Source organism: Pelovirga sp., assembly GCF_059864205.1.
Map to the genome: position 1 here is coordinate 1 of NZ_JCBCBS010000234.1, position 24,796 is coordinate 24,796.

Here is a 24,796-nt window from a genome sequence, read left to right on the forward strand (position 1 = left end):
AGCGCAGGGTGTTGCGGCCTTCCTGGTTACAGCAGGTCAAACCAGCGAGCCGGTAAGATTGGGACCGATCCACTGAATACTAAAGCTTTTTGTGTTTCCTGATAACGTCCAGCAGATCTTCCTCGTCAAAGGGTTTTACCAGATAGTCGGTAGCCCCCAGTTGAATGGCCTCTTTGCGATGCTGCTCGCCGGCTCGCGAGGTGAGGACCGCTACAGGTATGTTCAGCCCCCGGCGGCGTATTTCCCGCAACAAATCATAGCCGTGCATGAGCGGCATTTCCAGATCGGTGATGATGGAAAAAATATCTTCCGTGTCCAGCTTGTCGAGAGCGTCCTCACCGTTGACTGCGGTCAACACCTGATAGCCATGGTTATTCAGGATCATCGATGCATATTTACGCACGCTCAGCGAGTCATCAACAATTAACACCTTCGGCACCACCGGAGTCGAGATGGTGGGGGCCAGGGATACGCCCGCGATGCGCAGGTCCGGATGTCTCATCCGCGCCGGGTTGACGACCAGCCGCATGCTTCCGTCACCAGCCAGACTGGTTCCCGAGAAATAGACCAGTTCTTCGAGAAAAGACCCGAAGGGCTTGATCACGGTATCTTCCTGGCCATGGATAGCGTCAACCAGAAGCATGACCGGTGCCCCTTCGGATTGTGTCACTATGCCTAAGCCGGGTGGTGCTGCGGTATCCAGTTGCAGCTGCAACAGATTGGCCAGATCGATGCGTTGGCAGCGGTCGTGTGAGTCATCTTTCCCGGTCGGCCCGGCAAGATCGACAATTTCGTCGACCAGTGCCGTTGGTATCACCATGGTCTGCTGGCCACAATCAAAGCGAACGACATTGACGATAACCAGCGACAAGGGCAGGCGCATCTGAAACCGTGTCCCTTTGCCGGCTTCGGTCCAGACATCAATGGTGCCATTGAGCCCTGCGAGTCGATCCATCACCACATTCATGCCGACACCGCGTCCCGATACCTTGTCTGTCACTGTCGCCGTACTGAAGCCGGGGCGGAAAATAAGCTGGACCAGTTGCTGATCAGAGAGCTTGTCGCCGGCCGAAATGATCCCCTTGTCAATGGCTCGGGCGCGAATCCCCGCAATGTTGATGCCGCGTCCATCATCTTCAACAGAAATGTCTACCGTGTTACCGCGGCGTTCGGCCTTCATCCAGATCTGTGCCCGCTCCGGTTTCCCCTGGGCCAGGCGTTCCTTTACGGGCTCAATGCCGTGAGCAAAGGAATTTCGCACGATATGCAATACGGGGTCGAACAGGCGATCAAAAATCACCCGGTCGATCGGCGTCTCACCACCGGAGATGAACAGGTCGACCGGTTTTCCTACCTCTTCAGCGAGATCCCGGATCGTGCGATTGAAGCGCTGAAACAGCTCGCTTACAGCGATGGTGCGGGCAGCGGAGATCCTCTCCTTCATGTCTTCGTTGTTGCGGTGAAGGGATCCCACATCACGCGAAAAAACAGCAAAGAATGCGGTCATTTCACGTAATGCTTCTTCCATATCATTGGTGATCTCGCGCATTTTTCGGGAAAAGAGGTTAAGATCATCATAGCGGTCAAACTCGAGTTCGGTGAAGCCGGCGGCGGCAACAGTGTTTCCGGAGGTTGGCATGGTATAGTCATAGCGTTCGGAAAATTCAGTCACCTCCTTGATCAAGCGCTGTCCGGCGAGGCTGATTTCGTTATGCAACGCCTCCAGAACCGGAACGCGGTTCATCAGGTGATTCTTGGTAACGGTAAACTCACCGACCAGGTCAACCAGGGCATCAATCTTGTCCATGCCGACACGGACCACACCGTCTTTTTCACCCCGCCGTGGCCACTCGCGGCGCTCAATACCCCAATAACTTTCACCCTCAGCTCTCCTGTCAGCTGCCGGGATCGGCTCTTCCAGTTTGCTGTGGTGGTCAGGGCCGGTAGTGGGCGCTGGTGGTTCGGCGATGTCTGCTGCTGCCAACCGTGACAGGGTTGTTGATACCAGATCGGGGGGGAGATCAAGCTTGTCTTTGCGCCGATTGATGATCTCTTGCATACTATCCAGTGCGAACAGCATGGCGTCGATATGCGGGCGGTTGAGTTCCAGGTTGCCGTCCCGCACTTTTTCCAGCAGATCTTCCATGCAGTGGGCAATGCTGCCGACGTCCGTAACCTTGACCAGATTGGCAGACCCTTTGAGGCTGTGAGCCGCACGGAACATCTGATCAATCCAGGTCGACACGACTGCCGGATCATTTTCCAGGGCCAGCAAGCCGGACTCCAGGATGCCGAGGTGATCTTGTGCTTCCTCAAGAAAAAAACCGAAGACCTGGTCAATCACACTCATGCACTTAGCCTTTTTAGACGATGTTGATCAACAAATGTTGCCAGATCGATTTCTTCGCCGATGCGTTCTTCCGACAGATAGGGGATCCCTTGCGCAAGAAAAGCAATTTTTTCATCACGGTTCCGCGCCACAACCAGACGCCGGGTCATGCCAACAGTTTCTTTGCCCGGGTGAAAGACGGACATATCGATGACCGGCATGACCTGCCCGCGCAGGTTGACCAGCCCCTTGACGTGAGCAGGAGCCAGGGGCAGGGGAAGTAACGGGCCGATGTTGGAAATTTCAACCATATAACCAATGGGCAAGTGATATTTTCGTCCACACAACTCAAACGCGCAGCAGCTGTAATTCCGTCGTGGACCATCATCCGGCTCAGTTAAATTCAGTGCTTCCGGCAGTCCTGTAGCCGGTGCGGACTCCGGCATGAAATCATCACCGTGGTCAAGGTCATCCTGGTACTTGGCTGCGGGCTGCGGCACCAGCTCCTGGTGTTGCTGAAGGGCAAGGAAACCCGGATCCTTGAAGGGTCCGGTAGTTTCAGTTGCATGGACAGGCTCCGCCGTCGGCAGCGGCTCGCTTAAGACAGCAAGATCAGGATCTTCGGCAAAAGGATCAGTGGCAATTGCATGGATTGAAGGTTGAACCCCCGGTCGATTGTCAGGGCGGCTATCCAGGCTTGCATTGCAGGGGAAGCCAAGGGGGAACATTGCGTCCTCAGCAAAGGGATCGTCGTGCGGGTCCTGTGCCGCCGCCCGTGCCTGCAATGCAACAAGGTCCGGATGATTTTCTGAATAGTTGTGCCGCCTTGCTTCCTGATGAGGGCGAGCAGTAACCGGTGCCATCTGATCCAGCAGGGTCAGGGCCGCGTCGACAAGTTGTTGCGGTTCCGGCCCGGACTTTTTTGCCGCAGCAACAATATCGGCAAGCAGCTTTATCACCTGCTGCAGAATCTCGTGTTCGGAGCGGGTCACTTCCGAAATCAGCAGATAATGCTTTTCCAGAATACTTTCAATATGTTGCGCTATCCGGTTAATTCCTTTGAATTGTACAAGTTGAGCCGTTCCCTTGATGGTATGAGCAGCCCGATACGCAGCTTTTAATTCTTCTCTGGTCTGCGACGACTGTGCACAGCGGAAGAAATAATCGCTCAGAATGCCGAGGTTGACCTCGGCCTCTTGTAAAAATATCGGAATTAATCGTGGGTTCACTTCCATGTGTCTGCCTTTCAGGCGTCCTTGATCCTGAGTAGTCCGACCCGGCGTAAAGCGTAGCAGATCCTTTTGGTTTCAAGGCGGTCGAGGTGACTCTCAGCGATGATGTCCCCGAGGGTCTTTTTGCCGTCGATCAGGGCAAAAATTTCAAGCTCCTGGCGTTTCAGATGGATCGTGTCAAAGGCATCTTCATTGCTGATCAGGCGCACCAGAACCATGGACTCATCCTGAAATTCTGTAGCGGCTAAACGGCGTTCATCCATGTGCCTGAGGCCTTCCATGAGAACGTTGATGAGGGGAACACGGCTTTTGATATCACGCAGATGGAACGGCAGGGGATCGTGCTCCAGGTAAAAGTTGCCCTCCTTGGCTTCCAGTATGGCGCTGACGGCACCCTGGGCGTGGACCTGCAAGGCGTCCATCAATTGATCCTCAGTGATCAATTTCATTTCAACCAGCATTCGGCCGATCGGTATCCGGCGCTCACGTGCCGCAACAACCACCGCATTGATGCTGGTGTCATCAATCACAAGCACCTTTTGCTTACGCAAAATCTCGGTCAAAAAAGGTTGTTTGCTCCATTTGTTGTTACAGATGGCAAAAACCAGCTGGCCGTTTTCAATGAAAATTTCTCCGAACATCCCCGGGAAAAAAACGGTCAGCCGTCCCGACAGTCGTGAGTTGTAGATAAAATTGATGACATCGGCCAGGGGGACCTCGGTGAGATTGCCGGATAAGACCAGGTTTCCGGTTTTGACCAGACCCGACTCGCATAAAATATCGTTCATTGTGCTGCGAATCATCAGCGGAATATCTTTTTTGAAATACTGTTGAAACAGCCGATCGACAATTTCTGATAAGGCTGCCAGGTCCGTTGTGCCGGCAGTTGCAGCGGATTGTAACGGCTCAGTTGCCGGGGCGTCAGCAACGACGTTGCCCAATACTTCGGTCAATTTATCGATCAATTCCTCGGGCTCAAAGGGCTTGGAGAAGTAGTGCAGGACACCATATTTCTGCTCAAAGGTTTTGCCGACAGCTTCCCCCTTGGAGGAAATGAGAATGATCGGAATGTTCCGTAACCTGTCGTCTTCCTGAATTTTCTGACAAAAAATGCGTCCATCCATCTTGGGCATGATGTAATCAACGAGGATGACAGCCGGATTGATCTGGCGCGCGAGCTCGAGGCCTGCCTCACCGTCTTCCGCAGTATAAACTTGATAGCCGCTCTGGGAAAGAATCAGCTCTCCCAGCCTGCGTACGGTGGGGGAGTCGTCGATCAACAATACGTTAACTGCGTCATTGCCCATGATAAAAAACTCCCCTTGCAGTTTTGCTAGTTGAACACTTTGTCTATCGCTGCCAGTAGCTGGGCCGCGCTGAAGGGTTTCGTGATATAGACATCGGCCCCCTGCTTCTCGCCCCAGAATTTATCGCTGTCTGCATCCTTGGATGTGGTCAGGATGACGGGAATCCCGGCTGTTTGCGGATCACGTTTCAGGGTGCGACAGACCTGAAAGCCATTTTTCCCCGGCATGATCACGTCCAGAATAAACAGATCAAATTTTTCACGCCGCGCATGAGCTTCTGCCTCTTCACCGTTACGGACACCTACGAACTGATGAGAAGCCGTGGTTAAAATGTCAGACAGGTAGGCATAATCTGTATCACTGTCTTCGGCGAATAATATTTTTGCCATGTATAATCCTCCATCCGGATCAGATGAATACGACGTTTTCACCAGCAAAACAAGCAGGGCGGAATGGTGATCTGCTTTCTAGGTGAATTTGTAGAATCTAATACATTGTTGCAGATAGATCAAACAAATAAACTCCGCAGTGCGAATATATATAAGCTGCGGCAGTAACCGGGGGGGCAAAGAAGCGCTTAAAACAGGAAAAGGGCTATGCACCGGGAGGTCGGCATAGCCCTTTTGAACAGTGCGCTGATCAGTATGTATTACAGCAAAGCTACCGCTGCTTTGGCCAGGGCCAGCAGTCGTTGCGGCAGTACCCCGAGCAGAATAATCGCGAGAATCAGGCCAAGGCCGAGCAGTTTGCTGCTGAAGTTGATGGCAACCGGCGCGCTGTCGGCGGTGGTGCTGGTCAGGTAGGCAGCGCGGACGATCTTGAGGTAGAAGAAAATCGAGATGGCGGCGTTGATCAGTCCCAGCACCACCAGTCCGTAGAGTCCCTGCTGAAAAGCTGAGGTAAAGAGGACAAACTTGCCGGTAAAGCCGATGGTTGGCGGGATGCCGGCAAGGCTGAAGACCCCGGCACCGAGCACAAAAGCCAGTAAGGGAGCACGGCGATAGAGACCGTTCAGGTCAGCAAGATGAAGATTACGGTTGTCGGAGCTTAAGTGATAGAGCACGAAAAAGCAGGCCAGGTTCATCAGCAGATAACCGATGGCATAGTAGATCGCCGCCGCCTGCCCCAGCGTACTGCCGGCGATGACGCCGAGCATCAGGTAACCGGCATGGGCTACGCTCGAGTAAGCCAGCAGGCGTTTGATGTCGTTTTGGACCAGGGCCGACAGATTACCGATGGTCATGGAAGCAACCGCCAGAATCCCCAGCGCCCAACTCAGCTGGCCGATGTCGACGCCGGCCAGGCTGACCAGCCGCAGCAGCAGAATGACTGCGCCGATCTTCGGCAGGGTGGCAATAAAGGTGGTGGTTTCATTCGCTGCGCCCTGGTAGACATCAGGGGTCCAGAAATGCATGGGAAACAGGGCGAGTTTGTAGAAAAATCCGCACAACAGCAGTATCATCCCGACCACCGCCAGGGGCTGTGAACCAATCAGTCCCGGCAACAGGGGGGACAATTCGGCCAGATAGGTGGTGCCGGAGAGGCCGAAAATATAGCTCATGCCGAACAGGCTCAGGCCTGACGCCGCTGCGCCAAAGAGCACGTATTTGATGCTGGCTTCATACTGCTGGCGACCACTCAAGGGTTGGCGGAAGGGGATGGCAACAAACAGGGCATAGGATGAAATTTCCAGGGCCAGAAAGATGGTGAGCAATTCCACTGAACTGGAGAGCATGACCAACCCCAGGGTGCTGACCGACAAAAACAGGTAATATTCAGGGTGAAGTCGCTTTGCGATGCCGCGCAGGCCGGGTGTCGCCCAGGCGATCAGCGCCAGACCGGCAAAAAGAACCAGTTTGAACAACTGTGACAGTTGATCGATCTGATAGGCACCAAGGAACAGGGTCCCTGACTGCCGATAGTTCGCTGTCGTAGCAAAGAGGGCCAGAAGCGAGAAAATGATCACCGTCCCCTGCAAAAAACCGGTCCGGGGGTTGTTGCCCAGAGAGACAACAAAGCACACCAGGGCGAGCAGAATCAGCAGCAGTTCGGGTAAAAAAAGCATGGTTTCCATAAAACGTCCGCAATCAGGAGTTAACAGCTTAAGGTCTCAGGGGTGTAAACAGCCCGGTCATTTTATTGCCCCAGCCAGTGAGGGCCTGGTGTAGATTGTCATCTCCACCCGGGGGCAATCCGTTACCGATCTGGTCGATCAGTTGCGTCACACTGACATCCATGACCTCCAGCAAGGGCGCAGGGTAAAAGCCGATCCAGAACACGAAGATCGTCAAAAAACTCAGGGTGCCGATTTCCCGGGCATTCAGATCTTTGAGCAGGTGACCATGCCCGGCGCCATGACCATGGTCATCGCCATCGTCATGGTGACCGTGACCATCAGAATCGGCCCAGACCATGCTCTGCAGCAGGCGCAGCATGTAGGCCGCCGCGAGAATGGCCCCGACAATCGCCAGGGCACCCACCAACGGATATTTGGAGAAGGCCGCCAGCAGCACCAGGAATTCACTGACAAAGCTGTTGGTGCCGGGGAAGCCGAAGGATGACAGGCTGAAAATGCCGAGGAACAGCACGTATACCGGCATCATTGCCCCAAGAGCGCGGTTGACGCTCATCTCGCGGCTGTGGGTGCGCTCGTAGATGATCCCGATCAGAATAAACAGGGCGCCGGTGGTGACGCCGTGGTTGATCATCTGCAGCATCGCCCCCTTGAGCCCCTGATCGTTAAGCAGGAAGATTCCCAGGGTGACAAAACCCATGTGACCGACACTGGAATAGGCGATCAGTTTTTTGATATCGCTCTGCCCCAGAGCCAGATAACCACCAACGATGATCGAGACCAGGGACAGGGCAATCAGCCAGGGCATGAAATACCAGGTGGCTTCCGGTGCCATCGGCAGGCAGAAGCGCAGGAAACCATAGCCGCCCAGTTTGAGCATGATACTGGCGAGGATGACGCTGCCTGCTGTCGGTGCTTCAACGTGGGCGGCCGGCAACCAGGTGTGCAGGGGAAACATCGGCACCTTGACGGCGAAGGCCAGGGCACAACCAAGGAAAATCCAGATCTGGAAGCTGAAACTGAAGCTGTGCGTCATCAATTCGGGGATAAAGAAGCTGCCGGTCTGGACATAGAGGGCAATGATCGCGACAAGAAAGAAGATACTGCCGGCAAAGGTGTAAAGAAAATATTTGATCGAGGCGTAATCCTTACGCGGTCCGCCCCAGATCGCGATCATCAGATACATGGGGATCAGCATCGCTTCCCAGAAGAGGAAGAACAGCAGGGTATTGAGGCTGACGAAAACACCGATCATGGCGGTTTCGATGACCAGCAGAACGAAGATGAACTCGCGCATCCGTTCCTTGATGTAGCTCCAGGAGCAGAGCACACACAGGGGCATGACCAGAGTGGTCAGCAGCACCAGCAGGACGCTGATACCATCGACTCCGACCGCATAATCCAGCCCCAGCGCCGGTAACCAGTGGCGCACTTCGACAAACTGGTACAGGGCCGTGGTGCGATCAAAGCGGGTATACAGGGGCAGGGATGCCAGGGCCGTTGCCACCGTAACACCCAGCCCCCACCATAGCTGTGCCTTGTCACTCTTAAACAGCAGACCCAGCACCGCCCCGATCAGCGGCAACAGCAGCACAACGGAGATGATGGGGTAGTTCAGTTGATTGAAAATCAGATACTGTTCCACGATCGTTCCTTGGTTGTAGGGGCAAGGTGAGTCTTGCCCAGGGCGACACAAGTGTCACCCCTACGTTTTGTCTAAAGTCTACGTACTGGTCTTAAATAAGAATCACCACAACCAGCACCACCACCACGGCAATGACTCCGGCGGCAATATAGTGCTGAATCCGTCCGGTCTGAATCTGGCGGACGCTGTTGCCGCCGGCAACGATGTTGCGGGCGGAGCCGTCGATGGTCCAGTCGATGCCCTCCTTATCGAACCAGGAGAAAGCTCGAGCCAACGCCATGGTCATGCTCAGGCCGATATTCTTGTAGACGTTGCTGACCCATTCATTAGCTGAGACAATCGGGCCCTTGGCGAAGTTAATAAAGCGCACTGAGCCTTTACGATAGAACCAGTCAAGATCAAGGTTCGATACATCGTGGGGCTTGAGATATTTCACCATCAGGTAGAAGCCCAGGCCGGTAAAGCCGAAAAGCTGGAAGGTCTCCGACAGATGATAGGCGTAGTAAGGCTGGTACGAGGCGGCATAGGGGAGCATGCTGTAGAGCGCCGCCGGGTAAACGCCGAAGAGGATACAGACAAAAGCGGCCATGGCCATGGCCAGCTGCATATTCCAGGGTGCTTCCTTGGCGCGAATGCCGGAATCCTTGCCGAACCAGATAAAATAAGGCAGCTTGATGCCGACCGACAGGAAGGTTCCGACCCCGGCCAGCAGCAGCATCACCAGCAGCACGGTCTGATGGTTATAGCCGGCGGCGGCAACGATCATCGATTTACTGACAAAGCCACTGGTCAGCGGGAAGCCGGAGATGGCGATCCCGCCAATGATGGTAAAGATCATGGTCAGCGGCATGGTGCGATAGAGGCCGCCAAGTTCGCTGAGTTTCGAGCGTCCGGTCATTTCCAGTACGGCACCGGCGCCCATGAACAGCAGCGCCTTGTAGATGATGTGGGCATAGGCGTGGGCCGCCACGCCGTTAAGCGCCATGGCGGTTCCAATGCCGACGCCGCAGACCATGTAGCCGACCTGACTGACCACGTGATAGGCCAGGATCCGCCGCGCATCATTTTCAATCACCGCGTAGCCAACCCCGTACAGCGCCATGCAGGCACCGATGATGGCCAGCACCTCGAAGCCGGGGAAGCCGCGCATCAGCACATAGACAGCGGTTTTGGTAGTAAAAGCACACATGAACACCGCGCCGGTGACGGTCGCTTCCGGATAGGCATCGGGCAGCCAGGCATGAATCGGTGGTGCTGCCGCGTTGAGCAAGAAGCCGATCATGATCAGGTATTCGGCCCAGCCGGCACCCTCCTGCGAGAAGACGCCGAAGGACAGGTCATGGCCGCTTTGATAGAGCAGGAAGATTCCCGCCAGCAGCACCAGGCCGCCGGCGGTATGTACCAGCAGGTAGCGGTAGCCCGCTTCGATCGAGCGCTGCTTTTTGCGGTACCAGATTAAAAAGGTCGAGGCAAAAGCCATCAGTTCCCAGAAGATGAACAGGGTCAGATAATCACCGGCGAGGGTCACCCCAAGGGAGCCGGCAACATAAAGAAACGCGGCAATGTGTTGCCCACTCTCCTTGACCTGCAACCCGAAGATGCAGCCGATCAGCGCCATCAGGGTAAAGACGTGGAGGAAGATGAAGGTCAGCTTGTCGACCCGGCCGAACTGCAGCTCAAAGCCGAGATAGTTGACGATGCCGAAGCTGTCGGGTAACCGGTAGATGGTCGCCATGGCCATCAGGGGAATAATGATCAACCAGATTTTCTGAACACCGAAGCGTTTGGCAAAGGGCATGAGCAGTGCCCCTAAAATAAACCAGCTGGTCGGATGGATAAAGAGATCAGTTATCATAGGGGTCCTCCTTACGCTCCAGCCAGACGTGAGAAAGTCCCTTGCAGATAATGATCATCAGCAGGCAGCCGAGCAGGCCAAACAACGACCAGAAGCCGATGATGGTATCACCGAAAAAGTGCGGTTTCGGTCGGTCGATGACAAAATCGAAGAGCACCGCAAACAGTAGAAAGGCGAAAAAACAGCCTCGGACAATATTGGCGCGTTCGCGCAGATAATCTATCCAACGTGCGATCATGAGCCCACCATCAGTTTGATCGTGTTCAAGAAAAGATCAGGCCAGATACCGATCAGCACCGAGATGATTCCGGTGATCAGCAAGGGCACAACCATTAGCAGCACCAGCGGTTGGCGTTCCAGACTGCCGCTTCCGGTATCTGTCGCCAGGGGCGTTCCGAAGAATGCCTTGAAGGTTATCGGTACAAAGTAGCCGGCGTTGAGCAGACTGCTGATCAAGAGCACAGCCAGCAGGAAGATGCTGCCGATATCCATCGCGCCCAGGGCCAGATACCACTTACTGACAAAGCCACTGACCGGCGGCACCCCGATCATACTTAAAGAAGCCAGGGCAAAGGCGGCCATGGTAACCGGCATGCGCCAGCCCAAACCACCCATCTCGGAGATGTCTTTTTTGCCGGAGGCGACAAAGATACAGCCGGCACAGAAGAACAGGGTGATCTTGGCAAAGGCATGATTGGCGATATGGAGCAACCCACCGGTGACCGCATGGGGGGTCAGCATCGCAACCCCGAGGACGATATAGGAGAGTTGGCTGACGGTTGAATAGGCCAGCCGCGCCTTTAGGTTGGTCTGGGTCAGGGCGATGATCGATGCCGTTATGATCGTAAAAGAAACCACATAGGCGGTGAACATGCCCATGCCGGTGACATCCAGCAGATTAATGCCGAACAGGGACAGCATCACCCGGCAGATGGAGAAGACCCCGACCTTGACCACGACCACCGCATGGAGCAGGGCACTGACCGGTGTCGGTGCGACCATGGCGTCGGGCAGCCAGTTGTGCAGCGGCATGATACCGGCCTTGGCAAAGCCGAACAGGCACAGCAGATAGGCAATAATCACCATCATCCGGTCGGCTTCGGCCGGGAAGATCCCGCCGCTGATGCCGCTCATGTTGAAATCGAGGGTACCGGTTAGCACATAGATGATCGCCATCGCCGGCAACAGCATCGCCTTGGAGGTAAACATCAGATAGATGATGTATTTGCGCGCGCCTTCATAGCCTTCCTTGTCCTGATGGTGCATGACCAGCGGGTAAGTGAAGATCGAGACGATTTCGTAAAACAGATAGAGGGTAAAGAGGTTGGCGGAAAAAGCCGCGCCCATGGCCGCACCGACGGAAACGGCATAACAGACGTAAAACCTTGTCTGGGCATGCTCATTGAGGCCGCGCATGTAGCCGATACAGTAGATCGAGGCCAGAATCCACAAAAAGGAGGCGGTCCCGGCAAACACCAGACCCAGTGGATCAAGGTAAAAAGAGACGCTGATCCCGGGGTAGAGGGTGATCAGATTCAGAGCGTAAGCACCGCCGCTAAGGACGCCGGGTGCCAGGATCATGACGGCAATAAAGGTCAGCACCGCCCCGACAAACGAAATACTCTCGCGCAGGTTGGGGGTGCGCCCGGTAGCCATGACAAGCGCTGCGGTCACCATCGGGATGAGGGTCGCCAGCAGGACTTTGGAGGTGATCATTGGTTCCATGTGTGTGCCTGGTCCTCGAAGTTAGCCGCGCAATTCGTTAATCGCCTGGGGATCCACGCTGTGGAAGCGTCGATGGATGGCGATGACGAGACTGATAACGATAGCCGCTTCAGCAGCGGCAATCCCCAGAATAAACAGGGTAAACGCCTGCCCCACGGCAGGATCAGGCGCAACAAAGTAATTAAAGGCCATAAAATTGACGCCGGCGCCGGCGAGAATCAGCTCGACACAGATCAGCATACCGATCAGGGTGCGATGACGGATCATGCCGAACAGGCCGACAAAGAGCATGAAGGCGCCGATCATCAGGTAGGTTGTCAGATGGTCACTGGGCATCATGAGGGATCAGTCTCCTGCGGCGGGCGGGCGATGATAATCGCGCCCAGAATAGCAATCAGCAGCACCACGGAAATCAGTTCAAAGGCCAGCACAAACTGATGCAGAAAAGCATGGCCGAGGTGCTGCATGGAATAATCGCCGACCCGCTCGGCTGCTGCTGTCCAGTGGGTGCGGATCAGGGTTGCGCTCAACAGAATAAAACCGGCGATACAGGTGCCCGAGGCGAGCAGGAAGTTGTTGCCCGACCAGCGCAACTGGTCGGTCTCGGTCGGTGAATGACCGACCATGATCCCGAACACCAGCATGACGCAGACCGCACCAACGTAGATCAGCACCTGCATCATCGCCATAAAGGGGGAGCCAAGATGGAAAAACAGCCCGGCAACACCGATAAAGACGACGGCCAGACCGAGAACCGCGTGCATCAGCAGGCGCGACCAGACGGTCAACATGCCGCCAAAGACAATCAGGACGATAAAACCGAGGAACATCCCCTCGGCCAGAAAGCGGTACAAGGTCATTTTTCCTCCTCCTCCACCATGGCCAGCAGGTCGTAATGGAAATCTTCGCGAGCAAAGCCGACATGCTGATACACCTTCGAAAAGTCGAGGGCAGCGGTTGGGCAGACTTCCACACAAGTGCCACACAGGCTGCATTTGGTGAAATCGAGACGGTATGTGATCAATACCATCCCCTTGACCCCTTCACGTTTTTCCCCGGCCAGCTCGATACAGTTCGATGGGCACTCACGCTCACACATCTTGCAGGAGATACAGCGATGTTTCTCCGGTTTTTCGTTGTCACGGATGAGAATTGTATGACCGCGGAAATTGGGTGAGATAGGGAGCTTCTCGCGCGGGTACTGGACGGTAACGACCGGACGGAAAGCCTCGCGCAGGGTGATCATCATGCCGACGATGAGGCTTTTGCCCCCGCTAAAGATCAGGGCGAAATAGTCTTTCATAATTTCACTACCACGGCGGTCACCAGCAGGTGAACCAGGGAAAATGGAACCAGATACTTCCAGCAGAAATTCAGCAGCTGATCAAAGCGTACCCGCGGGAAGGTCCAGCGGATCCAGATCATGACCAGCAACAGACTGTACACTTTGGCAAAAAACCAGAGCGCGGAGGTGTATTCGCCGTAGGGCAAGGGTGGTCCGCTCCAGCCACCCAAAAACAGAATCGTGGTCAGGGAGCAGGCGATGAACATGTAGGTGTGTTCAGCCATGAAAAAGAGACTGAACCCCATGCCGCTGAACTCGGTCATGAAACCGGCGGTCAATTCACTCTCGGCTTCCGGCAGGTCAAAGGGGGCCCGGTTGGTTTCGGCCAGGGTCGCAGCAAAGAAGATCAGAAAGGCGACCGGCATGAAGAAGATAAACCAGGCGCCGCCGCTCTGCGCCTCGACAATCCCGCGCAGACTGAAGGTATTGGTCACCAGAATAACCGACAGCAGGGTCAGCAGCATGGGGATTTCATAGGCCACATTCTGGGCGACGGAACGCATGGCGCCTAACAGGGAATATTTGTTGTTGGAACTCCAGCCGGCAATCAGGATCGCCAGAACGTTGATGGCGACCACGGCCAGAATGAAGATCAGACCGATATCAAAATCACGCCCCTGAAGGTTGGGAGCAAAGGGGATGACCACCATCGGCATGATCGCCGGGGCAAAAGAAATGATTGGCGCGAGACGATAAAGAACCTTGTCCGTCTGTTTGGGCACCATCAATTGCTTGCCGACCAGTTTGACGCCATCAACGGCCAGCTGCAGGATCCCGTGCCAGCCAACCTCCATCGGTCCGGGGCGGCGTTGAAAGCGCCCGGCAAGCTTACGCTCCAGGTAGCCCATGACGACGGCATTGCCGAAGACAATCACAATGGCGCAGATCACGGTGAACAGAATGCGTAATAATTCCGGTGGGAAAAATCCAGTAGGCATTTCAGGGCTCATCGATCGATCTCCGGGATGACCAGATCCAGACTACCCATGCAGGCACAGAGATCGGACAGGAGCATTCCACGACAGAGTTCGGGCAGAAGGCTCAGATTGGAAAAGGACGGAACGCGAATTTTCATCCGGTACGGGGTGTCACTGCCATCGCCGGTCAGGTGATAGACCAGCTCGCCGCGGGGGGATTCGACCGCGTAACAGGCGTCCCCCGCAGGTAGTTTTAGCTTTTTCGGCACCTTGGCCATCGCGGGGCCGTCGGGAAGTTTGTCGAGGGCCTGCTCAAGGATGCGCAGGCTCTGCTCAATCTCGCGCACGCGGACCAGGTAGGCTGCCATGCAGTCGCCGGTGGTTTCGGTCGGGATCTCAAAATCAAATTCCGGATAGACCGAATAGGGCTCCGCCCGGCGGATATCGTAAGGGATACCGGTGCCGCGCAGTACCGGGCCGGTCAGCCCGTAACGGCGGGCCAGGTCCGGGCTGAATTCGCCGATTTTCTCAATCCGCTTGCGGAAGATAATGTTACCGGTGACCAGTTTGTCGTACATCGGCATGCGCGAACGCTGCCACTTGATGAACTCACGGGTACCTTCGACAAATTTGTCATCAATGTCGCGTACCACCCCGCCAACCCGCATATAGCAGTAGGTCAGTCGTGAGCCGGTGACATCCTCAAGGATATCAAGAATCTTCTCGCGATCTTCAAAGGTGTACATGATCGGGGTAAAGGCGCCGAGATCGAGAACCAGCACGCCGAGCCACAGCAGATGGCTCTGCAGGCGATTAAGTTCCGAGGTGATGACGCGGATGTACTCGGCCCGTGGGGTGGCCTCGATACCGGCCAGACGCTCGACGACGCCGACATAACCGTGGTTGTAGATCAGCGCGGAGAGGTAATCCATGCGCGCGGCATTGGGGAGGAAGTTGGGCCAGGGGCGGGATTCCGCCATTTTTTCATGCATCCGGTGGCCGTAGCCGAGGACCGGTTGCGGATCCATGACGTACTCGCCTTCCATTTCCAGGATCACCCGCAACACGCCGTGGGTACTGGGGTGCTGCGGCCCCATGTTGAGCACATAGCGGTGCTCACCTTGTTCAGCTATGGTGGTCATCACGCCTCCTCCTTTTTAACCGCAGGGGCAGGCTTGTCCGCAGCGATCTTCTCGACGCGGGTGATGGCAGCACGGTCTTTCAGGGCCGGTTCTTTTTTGAGCAGCGGTTTGAGATCTTCCATGTCTTCAGCCAGCAGCAACGGTTTGAGGTTGGGATGATCGCGAAAGATAACCCCATAAAAGTCTTTGGTTTCGCGCTCATGCCAGTTGGCGCCATGAAAAATGTCGGCGATGGTCGGCAGACTGTTGTCGGCGTCAACGCTGACGTGGGCGAGCAGGCGACAGGGGAAAGCGTAATTGGCAAACTGATAACTGACGTCGATCCCGGTAGCAAGATGCAGGCCGGAAATAAAGCTCAGGTAGAAATTGCCGGTGCGCAGCAGCTGCGCAAAGTCCCGCAGTTGCCCCGGTTCCAGCATGATCTCGAGATGATAGCCGCGCTGCGCAAAGTCAACTTCCTGAACCTTGATCGGGACCTGTTTGAACGCAGCAATTACGGAATCTTTAGATTCCATGGGTCAGACTCCTTCGGGCATCTTGTTCATAGGAATCGGGAAGCGTTTGCCGGAAATTTTTTCCTGCAACTTGAAAATGGCCTCGAACAGTGCTTCCGGCCGTGGCGGGCAACCCGGCACATAGACATCAACCGGAATGATGCGATCAATCCCTTCGATGACATTGTAGTTTTCTTCCACCGCGAACGGGCCGCCTGAGGTGGCGCAGTTACCCAGGGCAATGACATAGCGGGGTGCCGCCATCTGCTCGTAGAGGGTCAGCACACCGGGGGCCATTTTTTTATTAACCGTGCCGGCGACGATCATCAGGTCACAGTGGCGCGGTGAAGGACGAAACACTTCGGCACCAAAGCGCGCCAGGTCAAAGCGCGCCATCCCGGCGACCATCATTTCAATAGCGCAGCAGGACAGGCCGAAGGTCATCGGCCAGAGTGAGTTGGCGCGGCAGAAATTAAGAACCTTTTCCACCTGGGCCAGGTGCACAACGGAGTCGAGTTCCGCCGGCGGGTGACCGTCAAGCTCGCGCCGGCGTGCTTCTTCGGTCTGGGTGTGGACCCTCAGGAGACTTTTCTTCTCTTCGGCCATGTAAAAACTCCTTTAGCCCACGGATAAACAACCGTCAGGGACAGAACAAACACGAAAATAAACAGCACGATCAGTCCGTGGGCAGCGGACACCAGATGGTACGCCGTTGCCACCGGGAACAGAAACAGGATGTCGACGGCAAAGGCGACAAATATCAACGCATAGAGATAGTAGCTGACATGAAAGCGGATATCCTGGGCAGCGCCGAAGATGTCCATGCCACATTCATAAGGATCAAGGGTGGTTTTAAGAATCGAGGTTGGATTGACCAGATTGGCGGCGATCAAAGGACCAACAGCAATCGCAATTCCGCCAATCAGGAAAAAGAACACGTACATGTAGTCAAGCAGTTGACTTTCGGGCATAGGGAACATCCTTCGCCGACCAGGACGGGTTGAAGACTAAAAAAAAGAGATGTCGAATTTTAATTCGACTAAAGATCGATGCAGGCACCAAGTTTCTAGCGGAGCTTAAATCAAAAGTCAACCATAAAACAACAAATTGGTCGGACCAATTTATATTGTCCTGAATGGCCGGCCGGCAGCTTTTTTTCGTCAAAAAACCCGTAGGGAATTCGGCGGTTTCCCCTGCGGTCAGGCAACTCAAGTAGCAATCAGGATGGTCGTTGTAACAACGCCCCGGCTGCCCTTTTGAGGGCGTCGTTAAAACCCGGCCGATTGGGCGGTCCAATGATTGCGGTTGTTGAAGTAATGGTATTATTGCTTCGGCGACAAAACAGGTCAACGTTGAACTCACATCGTCATTCCCGCGAAAGCGGGAATCCATTTAAATTTCAGGCTGTTAAAGAATGGATTCCCGACTAAAGGATTCGCCGATGACAGGTTATTTACTCACCGGAGTATCAGCCGTGAGCTGGATAGCAGCGCTGACCTGTCGCACTGGATATTCAGTACCGGTCAGGGTGAACCGACCCGGCAACGACACGCACCAGCAGGGCGCCGCAAAGCCATAAGGCAGATAGAAGAATACGTCTGCTCGCGCGATGGTGTTGCGCCCTGTCCCCGTTGGAAGAGCAAAAAAGTTGTGCTAGGATGAACATGATACCGTTTCCCAACCGAAAGCTTTAAGTCGATCAATATTATCGCCCCATGGTCAAGCTGTTGAACGGATTGCCGTCCGTCCGGGGCAGATTGGCCGGCCCGGGCAGACCCTGTCTTACCTTCGAAAAGGGGGCATCATGGCTCATCGCACGCTGAAATCTTCCGCCTACGAAGGACTTGTCGAGCGACTCAATCGTTTTCCCCAGGGCGCGCCGCCCTCGAAAACTCTTTATGAAATTCTCAAAATACTGGTCACTGAGAAAGAAGCCGGGTTGATCGCCCAGCTCCCCATCAAGCCGTTCAGGGCAGCCGAGGCTGCCCGGCGCTGGAAGCTAAGCGCAGTGGACAGCCGCAACATCCTTGATGAGCTGGCTGATCGCGCCATCCTGGTGGATATTGAAGAAGGTGGGGAGCCGATTTACGTATTGCCGCCGCCGATGGCCGGTTTTTTTGAATTTTCCCTGATGCGGCTGCGCGGCGATGTCGATCAGCAGGTGCTGGCTGAGCTGTTTTATCAGTACCTCAATGTCGAGGAAGATTTTATCAAAAATCTCTTTGTCGATGGTCAGACCCAGTTAGGCCGGGTTTTTGTCAATGAGGCGGTTATTGCTGATGTCAGCGCTGATCATGCCCTGCAGGTGCTCGATTATGAGCGCGCTTCAGAGGTCATCAAATCGGCCCGTCATATCGGTGTCGGTCTGTGCTACTGCCGCCACAAGATGGAACACCTGGGGAAAAACTGCAGCGCGCCGTTAGATATCTGCATGACCTTCAACAGCAGTGCCGAATCCCTGACCCGCAGTGGACATGCCCGGGCGATTGATGTCGCCGAATGTCTGGACCTGCTCGATCAGGCCTATGAGCACAACCTGGTCCAGTTCGGAGAAAATGTCCAGAACCGGGTGAATTTTATTTGCAATTGCTGCGGCTGCTGTTGTGAAGCGATGATTGCCGCCCGCAAATACGGTATACTCCAGCCGGTTCATACCTCCAACTTTGTCGCGCGGGTGACAACGGAAAGCTGCACCGGCTGTGCCAAATGTATTCAGCTCTGTCCGGTCGAAGCCATCGGTCTGGTGTCGGCCAACGATCCCCACCAGCCCAAACGCAACAGCGCCCGCGTCACTGCCGATATCTGCCTGGGGTGCGGAGTCTGTGTGCGCGTCTGCGGGCCGCGCAGTTTGTCTTTGATGCCCCGAGCCAGGCGCGTGTTTACCCCGGTTGACAACGTGCATCGGATTGTGGTGATGGCTATCGAGCGGGGCAAGTTGCAACATTTGATTTTTGACAATCAGGTGCTTTTCAGTCATCGCGCCCTGGCCGCCCTTTTGGGTGCCGTTTTGAACCTCTCACCGGTCAAGCGGGCACTGGCGAGTGAGCAGATGAAGTCTCGCTATCTGGTCAAGCTGCTTCAGTGGCATAGCCGGCGCTGAGGGCAGCATCTGTCGCCCCCGGGTTTTGCTCCAGATACCCGGGGTTTTACTGCTGCAGGCGGTTAAAGTCACGAATCACTTCCTGGGGGTAGGTGCCGCGCTGTTGCATCTGTTCGATCAGCGAACGGGGATACTCCCCGCTGGCGATCAGACGTGAATCACGGAAATGATAAAACTGGTATTTGCCCGCGCGCTGATAAACGGCAATCTGTTCCTTTCTGCCCGGGGTCAGATTGTCATCCGGCATCCCGGCTTCCCTGATGACCTGCAGCAGGGTCTTTTGCTCCTGCGCCTTTTCCAGACGTTTTTCACTGATGCTGTCGGCAGCGGTGCCCGCTGTAGTCAGGGTCGGACTCGGGGTTGGTTGCACTGTGGCCACCACCGCGACAGGCGGTTGTTTGACCACAGCAGGTGGCGGCGCGGTCTGCACCGGTGGTGCCGGCGGGGCAGGCGGTGCGGTTGTTACCTGGCCCGGTGCACAGGCACTGAACAGCAGGGGCAGGCTGAGCAGCAGACACAGAATAAAAAACTTCATGGCAGACCCTCCTTCAACAAAAAATTCAACGCACAAGCCGTCGAGTTAAAAAAAAGATTCAACGCACAAGCCGCAAAGCTAAAAAAGACTTAACGCACAAGCTGCAAAGCTAAAAAAAAGATTTAACGCAGAGCCGCAGAGCTGGAGAGCCGCAGAGAAAACCTTTTCTTGGGTAAAACAAAAGCAACCCGGATAACACCTGCTCACCGCTCACCGCTCACCGCTCACCGCTCACCGCTCACCGCTCACCGCTCACCGCTCACCGCCTCTGGTTATCCTCTTAATCTTAATCTTAATTCTGAATTCTAAATTCTAAATTCTAAATTCTGCCTTCATCAAACCTTGCCATTCCCCCAAAGCTTAGATCAGTCAGCAGCGTTGTCAAAAAAAATCGCCGTAAGCCATCAGCTCAGGTCGTATTTTTTGGCCTGATAGCGAAATGCGTCGTAGGTAATGTTGAGCAGTTTTGCCGCTTTGGTCATGTTGCCGGCGGATCGTTCCAGCGCCTGGTGCAACAGCTCGCGCTCAACTTTTTCCAGGGAGACACCCCCCTCGGGCAGGACAACGTGGAAATTCTTGCGCCGTTCCGTGGTGTTGCCGGTCTGGCCGCTGACGATCAGGGGCAGATGGTTGACACTCAATTCGTCGGTCTCTTCCATGACCACGCAACGTTCAATGATGTTGCGCAACTCGCGGATATTGCCCGGCCAGTCGTAGGCGGCGAGCAACTTCTGCGCATCCGTACTGATGCTGGTGATCGGCTGTTTGTTGTATTTGAGGGCGAAGCTCTCGAGAAAATGCCTGGTCAGCAACAGGACATCGTTGCCGCGATCCTTCAGCGGCGGGAGGTCAATGGCAAAGGAGTTGAGGCGGTAGTAGAGATCCTCACGAAAGCTGCCCTCCTCCAGCTGCTTTTTCAGATCCCGATTGGTACAGGCAATGACGTTGACATTGATGGGCAGATCGACCTTGCCGCCGATCCGGCGCACCGTGCGTTCCTCCAACACCCGCAGCAGTTTCCCCTGCAGATCAAGGCGCATATCGCCGATTTCATCCAGCAGCAGGGTGCCGCCGTCAGCCAGCTCAAAAACCCCCTTTTTGTCCGTTTTAGCATCGGTAAAGGCGCCCTTGACATGACCGAACAGTTCCCCCTCAATCAGGTTTTCCGGCAGGGCCGCACAGTTGATGGCGATATAGGGGTAGTTGTCCGTATCGCCCCGGTCTTCAAAACGCCAATGATGAATCCGGCGCGCCAGAACCTCCTTGCCGGTCCCGGATTTTCCGGTAATCAATACCGAGGTCACCCCCGCCCGCGCAATTTTGCGGGCATCATTCACCAGTTTCTGGACCACTGCCGATTCACCTACGAGCAACTTTTCCAGATTGGTTGACGAGGCCTTTTTGAGATAGTCGATCTCGTCGCGCAGGCGCGCATTGGCCAGCAGCTGGGCTATGACAATCTTGATTTCTTCGACATTGAACGGCTTGTTCTGGTAGTCGGAAGCGCCGTAACGCAGGGCCTTGATGGCCGATTCACTCGAATCGTCGCTGGTCAGCATGACTACCGGGAAGCGGGCACCCTCCTCCTGCAGCATGCGCAGCAGGTCGAGGCCGTTGATCTCTTCGCGTAGATTGACATCGAGCAGCACCAGGTCCGGCTGCCAGCTCATGATCTTTTCGATCGCCCCTTTTGAAGAGTGCAGAATCTCGGTGATATAGCCATCCTTGGTGAGTGCGCGGGCGAGCATGGAAATGATCAGCTCATCATCATCCACCATCAGGATGCGCCCTTTTTTAATCATGCTGTTCTCCTTGTTGATCCTCTTGCGGCATCAGCGGCAGCGAGATAATAAAGCGGGTGCCGCGCCCCGGTTCGCTCTCAACATCAATGGTACCCTTATGTTGTTCGATCAGCCGCTGGCAGATCGACAACCCCAGTCCGGTGCCCCGGGCTTTGGTAGTGAAGAAGGGGGTGAAGATATTTTCAAGGACACCGGCGGATATGCCCGGACCATTGTCTTCAATTTCGATAATAACCCGGTCTGTTGCGTTATTGACCTGGATACGGGTGGTAATTTCACCATCCTCGACAAAAGCCTCGATCGCATTCAGATAAAGATTCAGCAGTACCTGCTGGATCTGGGACAGGTCGGCCCTGATCCGGGCCGGCAGCGCGTCGACTTCGCAACGCAGCAGAATCTGGTGCTGCGCGGTCTTGAGCCCGGTCACCTCGAGGGTTTTCAAGGTGTGGTCAAGCAGCGGGGCGATTTCGATCAGTTCGAACTGCGGCTGGGGCGGGCGCGCAAACCTGAGCAGATTTTTCAGCAGGCGCTCCATCCGTTCGACTTCGGCGATCATCCGGTTGAACAGAGTACGATCATCGGGCTCCAGGGCGAGATCGGCGGATAATACCTCCACCGTCGCTTTGATCCCGGCCAGCGGGTTTTTAATTTCGTGGGCCAGACCCACGGCCATTCTGCCGGCAACCGCCAACTGGTTGGCATGCAGCAGTTCTTTCTGGCTTTGCTCCCGTTCGGTAATGTCGCGGGTGAACAGCAGAATATAGGAATGGCCGTCAATCTCCATCGGACCGGCGTTGATTTCCGCCGGAAAGGTACTGCCATCCTTGCGTTTTCTGGTGACGGTGGTGAGCAGCCAGGGGCCCTTTTGCATCGTTTCCAGGTGCTGATTGAACTCAGCCGCCTCACCTGCCGGGGCGAGGTCGAAACAGTACAGCTGTTTCAGTTCTTCCGCTTTGTAGCCGTACAGTTTGGCCGCCGCCGGGTTCATCGCCAGGATTCGGCCCCGTTCTTCCGGGCTGGTCTCGATGATGCAGATGGCTTCCTGGGCGCTTTCAAACAGGGTTCGGTAGAGCTTCTGCATCGACTCGGTGTACTGCTTTTCCCGGTTCAGGGTTGTCGCCATCGCGTTGAAACTCTCCGCCAGCCGCCGGAACTCGTCCTTGAGCGGCTCGCGGATACGGTAGTCCAGATTGCCGCGTTCCAGTTCATTGGCCCCCCTGGTCAGGGACAGCAGGGCCCCCCTGAAGCGCTGCATGAAAAATCCGGACAGCCCCAACACACCGAGTGGGCCGACAATCAGCAGTACGCCAATCACCTGCTTGGTGTGTTCGGCGGATTGGCGCACCAGCTGTGCCCGCGCGTCGACATTCATGGATGACAGCCCGGTCAGTTGAATCGTCAGCTGGAGCAGTGCCTCCCCCTGGCGGCGGGTTTCATCACGCAGCTGTCCCAGGCGCAGCGCATCGGCCTGCATGGTCAGGTTACGGCTGATGTTTTTCAGGTAAAGCTGGGTTTGCCGGTCGATCTGATCAAGGTAGCCGTTGATCATATCGTTATGATGGCAGGCGCGACAGCCGCCGGCGGCGCTGCCCAGCTCCTCAGCGTCGGCGATCAATCTGTCGAAGGATACCGAGCGGGCAAGGTTGGGCAGATTGAGGTCCGACTGGATCGTGCGGATGCGGTTTTCCAGCTTTTCGCGCAGCACCTCGACCTGGTGGAATGTTGCCAGCTCGTCGAGCTGCATTGCCAGTCCCGCTACCGACCGGTAGATATACAGACCGCCGATAAAAAAGCAGCAGAGCATCACCGTCAGGCCAATCAGGATCCGCACTTTCATCGGCATCCCCCGCTGTGGGTGAAAAAGGGCAGGTTAGTCATGGGTATCGGGATCCTTGGCTTCAGCGCCAATCGGCTCCTCGAGGTAATGCTTGAGGGCACTGAAATCCTCCCGGGTGGTTGCCAGAAAGCGCTGCACACCGAGGGTTTCCAGCACCAGGCGACCGGCGGCGTTCTGGTGCATATGCAGCAGCTCCTCCTGCAGGCGGGTAGTGAGGTCAACCGCCAGGTCAGGCCTGACACCGAAGGTCATGGCCGGAATATGGAGCGATGAAGCGAGGATCACCAGCTGCTCAAGAATCTCCGGGTTGGCGCCGGTCATCCGGTAAAACATCGAACTCCTGGTGGCACCGACATCGGCATGCCCCTTGATCACCTCGAAAATGGTGTCTTCGTAGGTGCCGGCAAAATAGGACTGGGCGAACCAGGTGCGGTAATCATCAATCCCGATCTCTTTAAAATAGCGCAGCGGCAGCAGGTAGCCGGCGGCGGAATCCTGATCGACAAGAACCAGACGTTTGTTGCGCATGTCCGCAGCCGAGCGGATGCCGCTGTGACGGCGGACAAAAACAATGGCGTAATCGCTCGCCAGACCTTCAGTATAGTGGGGGCGCACCAGGGGCTGCATTCCCGTTGTTTCCATCGCCCTGACCGCAGTGAGACCGCCGAAAAATCCGGCGTCCAGTTCCCGCCGGGCAAAAAGTTCCGGCACCATACCATGCCGCGTCAGGACCCGCAGCTCGAAGGTCAGTCCCAGCTGCTGACCAAGGTACTCAAACAGAGGGGCGTAGCGCTTTTTCTGGGTGAAGATGTCCTGCTCCGCCACCAGCCCGACACGCAGGGTTTGCTCTGCCGCCAGCGGTCGAGCCGTCGCGCTCAGCACGGCACAGGTCAGCAGCAGGGCCAGCAGCAAGGTCGATCGCAGCGTCGGCAGATGGCGGCGCGCATGCTTTATCATGCTCTTTGCTCCAGCCAGGCTTCACGTGCGGCCAGCCAGCACACCTGGTCGCCACCGCGACCGGTCGCCGTGGTCAGGGCGCTTGCCGCCCGTTTCAGCGCCGCCACGGGATCGACTTCATCGGTTGTGAGGGTTGTTACCCCGATACTGACGGTCGGGTTGACCTGGGTCGTCCCGCTATCGAACGCCTCCGCAGCCAGGGCGGCACGGATCGCTTCCGCCACAGCCAGCGCCCCGGTCTGATCGGTCTCTGGCAACAAGACAATGAATCTGCTGCACAGATAACGGTGCAAGCGGGCACCAGCCGGTTGATTCTGCGCCACAATCCGGGCGCTCTGCGCCACCAGCTGACTTGCCCGCTCCTCACCCTGCTCAGCCAGCAGCTGGGCATAGCCATCAAGACCGATCATCAGCAGCGCCAGGGGCGGAATGGCGTCGCCCAGCGCTAATGGCCCCATCTTCGCAGTCGGCCACAGTGGCAGGCCGGTCAGGGGGTCGCG

At 55.8% G+C, this 24,796-nt stretch carries 23 protein-coding genes; 1 reads left to right on the forward strand and 22 read right to left on the reverse strand.

Annotated features, from left to right (window positions below):
• Positions 1-79 precede the first annotated feature (79 nt).
• The 17 genes from AC6F7T_RS14520 to AC6F7T_RS14600 form a co-directional block, all read right to left on the reverse strand.
• A complete protein-coding gene (locus AC6F7T_RS14520; protein ID WP_500720010.1) occupies positions 80-2,350 on the reverse strand; it encodes a response regulator in 2,271 nt (756 codons plus the stop codon).
• Positions 2,347-3,564 (reverse strand): chemotaxis protein CheW, encoded by a 1,218-nt coding sequence (locus AC6F7T_RS14525; protein ID WP_500720012.1) that lies wholly within the window; start codon positions 3,562-3,564, stop codon positions 2,347-2,349. Before AC6F7T_RS14525 ends, AC6F7T_RS14520 begins: the two co-directional genes overlap by 4 nt.
• 11 nt (positions 3,565-3,575) lie before the next feature.
• Positions 3,576-4,868 carry a DUF4388 domain-containing protein gene (locus AC6F7T_RS14530; RefSeq protein WP_500720013.1) on the reverse strand — a complete coding sequence of 431 codons (1,293 nt, stop codon included), beginning with the start codon at positions 4,866-4,868 and terminating at the stop codon, positions 3,576-3,578.
• Between the two features lie 26 nt (positions 4,869-4,894).
• Positions 4,895-5,257, reverse strand: a complete 363-nt coding sequence (locus AC6F7T_RS14535) for a response regulator (RefSeq protein WP_500720015.1) — start codon at positions 5,255-5,257, stop codon at positions 4,895-4,897.
• Between the two features lie 260 nt (positions 5,258-5,517).
• Positions 5,518-6,942, reverse strand: a complete 1,425-nt coding sequence (locus tag AC6F7T_RS14540) for an NADH-quinone oxidoreductase subunit NuoN (RefSeq protein WP_500720016.1) — start codon at positions 6,940-6,942, stop codon at positions 5,518-5,520.
• Positions 6,943-6,970: 28 nt separating this feature from the next.
• Positions 6,971-8,587 (reverse strand): NADH-quinone oxidoreductase subunit M, encoded by a 1,617-nt coding sequence (locus AC6F7T_RS14545; RefSeq protein WP_500720018.1) that lies wholly within the window; start codon positions 8,585-8,587, stop codon positions 6,971-6,973.
• Between the two features lie 91 nt (positions 8,588-8,678).
• A complete protein-coding gene (locus AC6F7T_RS14550) occupies positions 8,679-10,442 on the reverse strand; it encodes a Na(+)/H(+) antiporter subunit D (RefSeq protein ID WP_500720020.1) in 1,764 nt (587 codons plus the stop codon).
• Positions 10,432-10,680 carry a hypothetical protein gene (locus AC6F7T_RS14555; protein WP_500720021.1) on the reverse strand — a complete coding sequence of 83 codons (249 nt, stop codon included), beginning with the start codon at positions 10,678-10,680 and terminating at the stop codon, positions 10,432-10,434. Before AC6F7T_RS14555 ends, AC6F7T_RS14550 begins: the two co-directional genes overlap by 11 nt.
• Positions 10,677-12,167, reverse strand: a complete 1,491-nt coding sequence (locus AC6F7T_RS14560) for a proton-conducting transporter transmembrane domain-containing protein (protein ID WP_500720023.1) — start codon at positions 12,165-12,167, stop codon at positions 10,677-10,679. Before AC6F7T_RS14560 ends, AC6F7T_RS14555 begins: the two co-directional genes overlap by 4 nt.
• A gap of 21 nt (positions 12,168-12,188) precedes the next feature.
• Positions 12,189-12,506 carry an NADH-quinone oxidoreductase subunit NuoK gene (nuoK, locus tag AC6F7T_RS14565; protein WP_500720025.1) on the reverse strand — a complete coding sequence of 106 codons (318 nt, stop codon included), beginning with the start codon at positions 12,504-12,506 and terminating at the stop codon, positions 12,189-12,191.
• Positions 12,503-13,027 (reverse strand): NADH-quinone oxidoreductase subunit J, encoded by a 525-nt coding sequence (locus AC6F7T_RS14570; RefSeq protein WP_500720026.1) that lies wholly within the window; start codon positions 13,025-13,027, stop codon positions 12,503-12,505. The genes nuoK and AC6F7T_RS14570 overlap by 4 nt, the downstream gene beginning before the upstream one ends.
• Complete coding sequence (locus AC6F7T_RS14575; RefSeq protein WP_500720028.1) at positions 13,024-13,470, reverse strand: 4Fe-4S binding protein; 447 nt, start codon at positions 13,468-13,470, stop codon at positions 13,024-13,026. Before AC6F7T_RS14575 ends, AC6F7T_RS14570 begins: the two co-directional genes overlap by 4 nt.
• Complete coding sequence (gene nuoH / locus AC6F7T_RS14580) at positions 13,467-14,462, reverse strand: NADH-quinone oxidoreductase subunit NuoH (protein WP_500720030.1); 996 nt, start codon at positions 14,460-14,462, stop codon at positions 13,467-13,469. The genes AC6F7T_RS14575 and nuoH overlap by 4 nt, the downstream gene beginning before the upstream one ends.
• A complete protein-coding gene (locus tag AC6F7T_RS14585) occupies positions 14,459-15,571 on the reverse strand; it encodes an NADH-quinone oxidoreductase subunit D-related protein (protein WP_500720045.1) in 1,113 nt (370 codons plus the stop codon). Before AC6F7T_RS14585 ends, nuoH begins: the two co-directional genes overlap by 4 nt.
• Positions 15,571-16,086, reverse strand: a complete 516-nt coding sequence (locus AC6F7T_RS14590; protein ID WP_500720032.1) for an NADH-quinone oxidoreductase subunit C — start codon at positions 16,084-16,086, stop codon at positions 15,571-15,573. The genes AC6F7T_RS14585 and AC6F7T_RS14590 overlap by 1 nt, the downstream gene beginning before the upstream one ends.
• Positions 16,087-16,089: 3 nt before the next feature.
• A complete protein-coding gene (locus AC6F7T_RS14595; RefSeq protein ID WP_500720034.1) occupies positions 16,090-16,671 on the reverse strand; it encodes an NADH-quinone oxidoreductase subunit NuoB in 582 nt (193 codons plus the stop codon).
• Positions 16,644-17,036, reverse strand: coding sequence for an NADH-quinone oxidoreductase subunit A (locus AC6F7T_RS14600; RefSeq protein ID WP_500720035.1), 393 nt, complete (start codon positions 17,034-17,036; stop codon positions 16,644-16,646). Before AC6F7T_RS14600 ends, AC6F7T_RS14595 begins: the two co-directional genes overlap by 28 nt.
• Before the next feature lie 833 nt (positions 17,037-17,869).
• Between AC6F7T_RS14600 and AC6F7T_RS14605 the strand changes: the two genes are divergently transcribed.
• Complete coding sequence (locus AC6F7T_RS14605; protein ID WP_500720037.1) at positions 17,870-19,165, forward strand: 4Fe-4S dicluster domain-containing protein; 1,296 nt, start codon at positions 17,870-17,872, stop codon at positions 19,163-19,165.
• A 46-nt stretch (positions 19,166-19,211) separates the two neighbouring features.
• On the opposite strand, the gene AC6F7T_RS14610 is transcribed toward AC6F7T_RS14605, so the two are convergent.
• The 5 genes from AC6F7T_RS14610 to AC6F7T_RS14630 form a co-directional block, all read right to left on the reverse strand.
• Positions 19,212-19,700, reverse strand: coding sequence for a hypothetical protein (locus tag AC6F7T_RS14610; protein ID WP_500720038.1), 489 nt, complete (start codon positions 19,698-19,700; stop codon positions 19,212-19,214).
• Between the two features lie 404 nt (positions 19,701-20,104).
• On the reverse strand, positions 20,105-21,502 hold the full coding sequence (locus tag AC6F7T_RS14615) for a sigma 54-interacting transcriptional regulator (RefSeq protein ID WP_500720039.1): 1,398 nt from the start codon (positions 21,500-21,502) through the stop codon (positions 20,105-20,107).
• Positions 21,495-23,339 (reverse strand): ATP-binding protein, encoded by a 1,845-nt coding sequence (locus AC6F7T_RS14620; protein ID WP_500720041.1) that lies wholly within the window; start codon positions 23,337-23,339, stop codon positions 21,495-21,497. Before AC6F7T_RS14620 ends, AC6F7T_RS14615 begins: the two co-directional genes overlap by 8 nt.
• A gap of 33 nt (positions 23,340-23,372) precedes the next feature.
• Positions 23,373-24,296 carry a phosphate/phosphite/phosphonate ABC transporter substrate-binding protein gene (locus AC6F7T_RS14625; RefSeq protein WP_500720042.1) on the reverse strand — a complete coding sequence of 308 codons (924 nt, stop codon included), beginning with the start codon at positions 24,294-24,296 and terminating at the stop codon, positions 23,373-23,375.
• Positions 24,293-24,796 (reverse strand): diguanylate cyclase domain-containing protein (locus AC6F7T_RS14630; protein WP_500720043.1); only part of this gene is annotated, 504 nt, incomplete at its 5' end. The genes AC6F7T_RS14625 and AC6F7T_RS14630, both read right to left, overlap by 4 nt.

Coding starts and splice junctions, on each gene's coding strand:
- AC6F7T_RS14520 (WP_500720010.1), bottom strand. CDS start 2,350: ATGAGTGTGATTGACCAGGTCTTCGGTTTTTTTCTTGAGGAAGCACAA.
- AC6F7T_RS14525 (WP_500720012.1), bottom strand. CDS start 3,564: ATGGAAGTGAACCCACGATTAATTCCGATATTTTTACAAGAGGCCGAG.
- AC6F7T_RS14530 (WP_500720013.1), bottom strand. CDS start 4,868: ATGGGCAATGACGCAGTTAACGTATTGTTGATCGACGACTCCCCCACC.
- AC6F7T_RS14535 (WP_500720015.1), bottom strand. CDS start 5,257: ATGGCAAAAATATTATTCGCCGAAGACAGTGATACAGATTATGCCTAC.
- AC6F7T_RS14540 (WP_500720016.1), bottom strand. CDS start 6,942: ATGGAAACCATGCTTTTTTTACCCGAACTGCTGCTGATTCTGCTCGCC.
- AC6F7T_RS14550 (WP_500720020.1), bottom strand. CDS start 10,442: ATGATAACTGATCTCTTTATCCATCCGACCAGCTGGTTTATTTTAGGG.
- AC6F7T_RS14555 (WP_500720021.1), bottom strand. CDS start 10,680: ATGATCGCACGTTGGATAGATTATCTGCGCGAACGCGCCAATATTGTC.
- AC6F7T_RS14560 (WP_500720023.1), bottom strand. CDS start 12,167: ATGGAACCAATGATCACCTCCAAAGTCCTGCTGGCGACCCTCATCCCG.
- nuoK (WP_500720025.1), bottom strand. CDS start 12,506: ATGATGCCCAGTGACCATCTGACAACCTACCTGATGATCGGCGCCTTC.
- AC6F7T_RS14570 (WP_500720026.1), bottom strand. CDS start 13,027: ATGACCTTGTACCGCTTTCTGGCCGAGGGGATGTTCCTCGGTTTTATC.
- AC6F7T_RS14575 (WP_500720028.1), bottom strand. CDS start 13,470: ATGAAAGACTATTTCGCCCTGATCTTTAGCGGGGGCAAAAGCCTCATC.
- nuoH (WP_500720030.1), bottom strand. CDS start 14,462: ATGAGCCCTGAAATGCCTACTGGATTTTTCCCACCGGAATTATTACGC.
- AC6F7T_RS14585 (WP_500720045.1), bottom strand. CDS start 15,571: ATGACCACCATAGCTGAACAAGGTGAGCACCGCTATGTGCTCAACATG.
- AC6F7T_RS14590 (WP_500720032.1), bottom strand. CDS start 16,086: ATGGAATCTAAAGATTCCGTAATTGCTGCGTTCAAACAGGTCCCGATC.
- AC6F7T_RS14595 (WP_500720034.1), bottom strand. CDS start 16,671: ATGGCCGAAGAGAAGAAAAGTCTCCTGAGGGTCCACACCCAGACCGAA.
- AC6F7T_RS14600 (WP_500720035.1), bottom strand. CDS start 17,036: ATGCCCGAAAGTCAACTGCTTGACTACATGTACGTGTTCTTTTTCCTG.
- AC6F7T_RS14605 (WP_500720037.1), top strand. CDS start 17,870: ATGGCTCATCGCACGCTGAAATCTTCCGCCTACGAAGGACTTGTCGAG.
- AC6F7T_RS14610 (WP_500720038.1), bottom strand. CDS start 19,700: ATGAAGTTTTTTATTCTGTGTCTGCTGCTCAGCCTGCCCCTGCTGTTC.
- AC6F7T_RS14615 (WP_500720039.1), bottom strand. CDS start 21,502: ATGATTAAAAAAGGGCGCATCCTGATGGTGGATGATGATGAGCTGATC.
- AC6F7T_RS14620 (WP_500720041.1), bottom strand. CDS start 23,339: ATGAAAGTGCGGATCCTGATTGGCCTGACGGTGATGCTCTGCTGCTTT.
- AC6F7T_RS14625 (WP_500720042.1), bottom strand. CDS start 24,296: ATGATAAAGCATGCGCGCCGCCATCTGCCGACGCTGCGATCGACCTTG.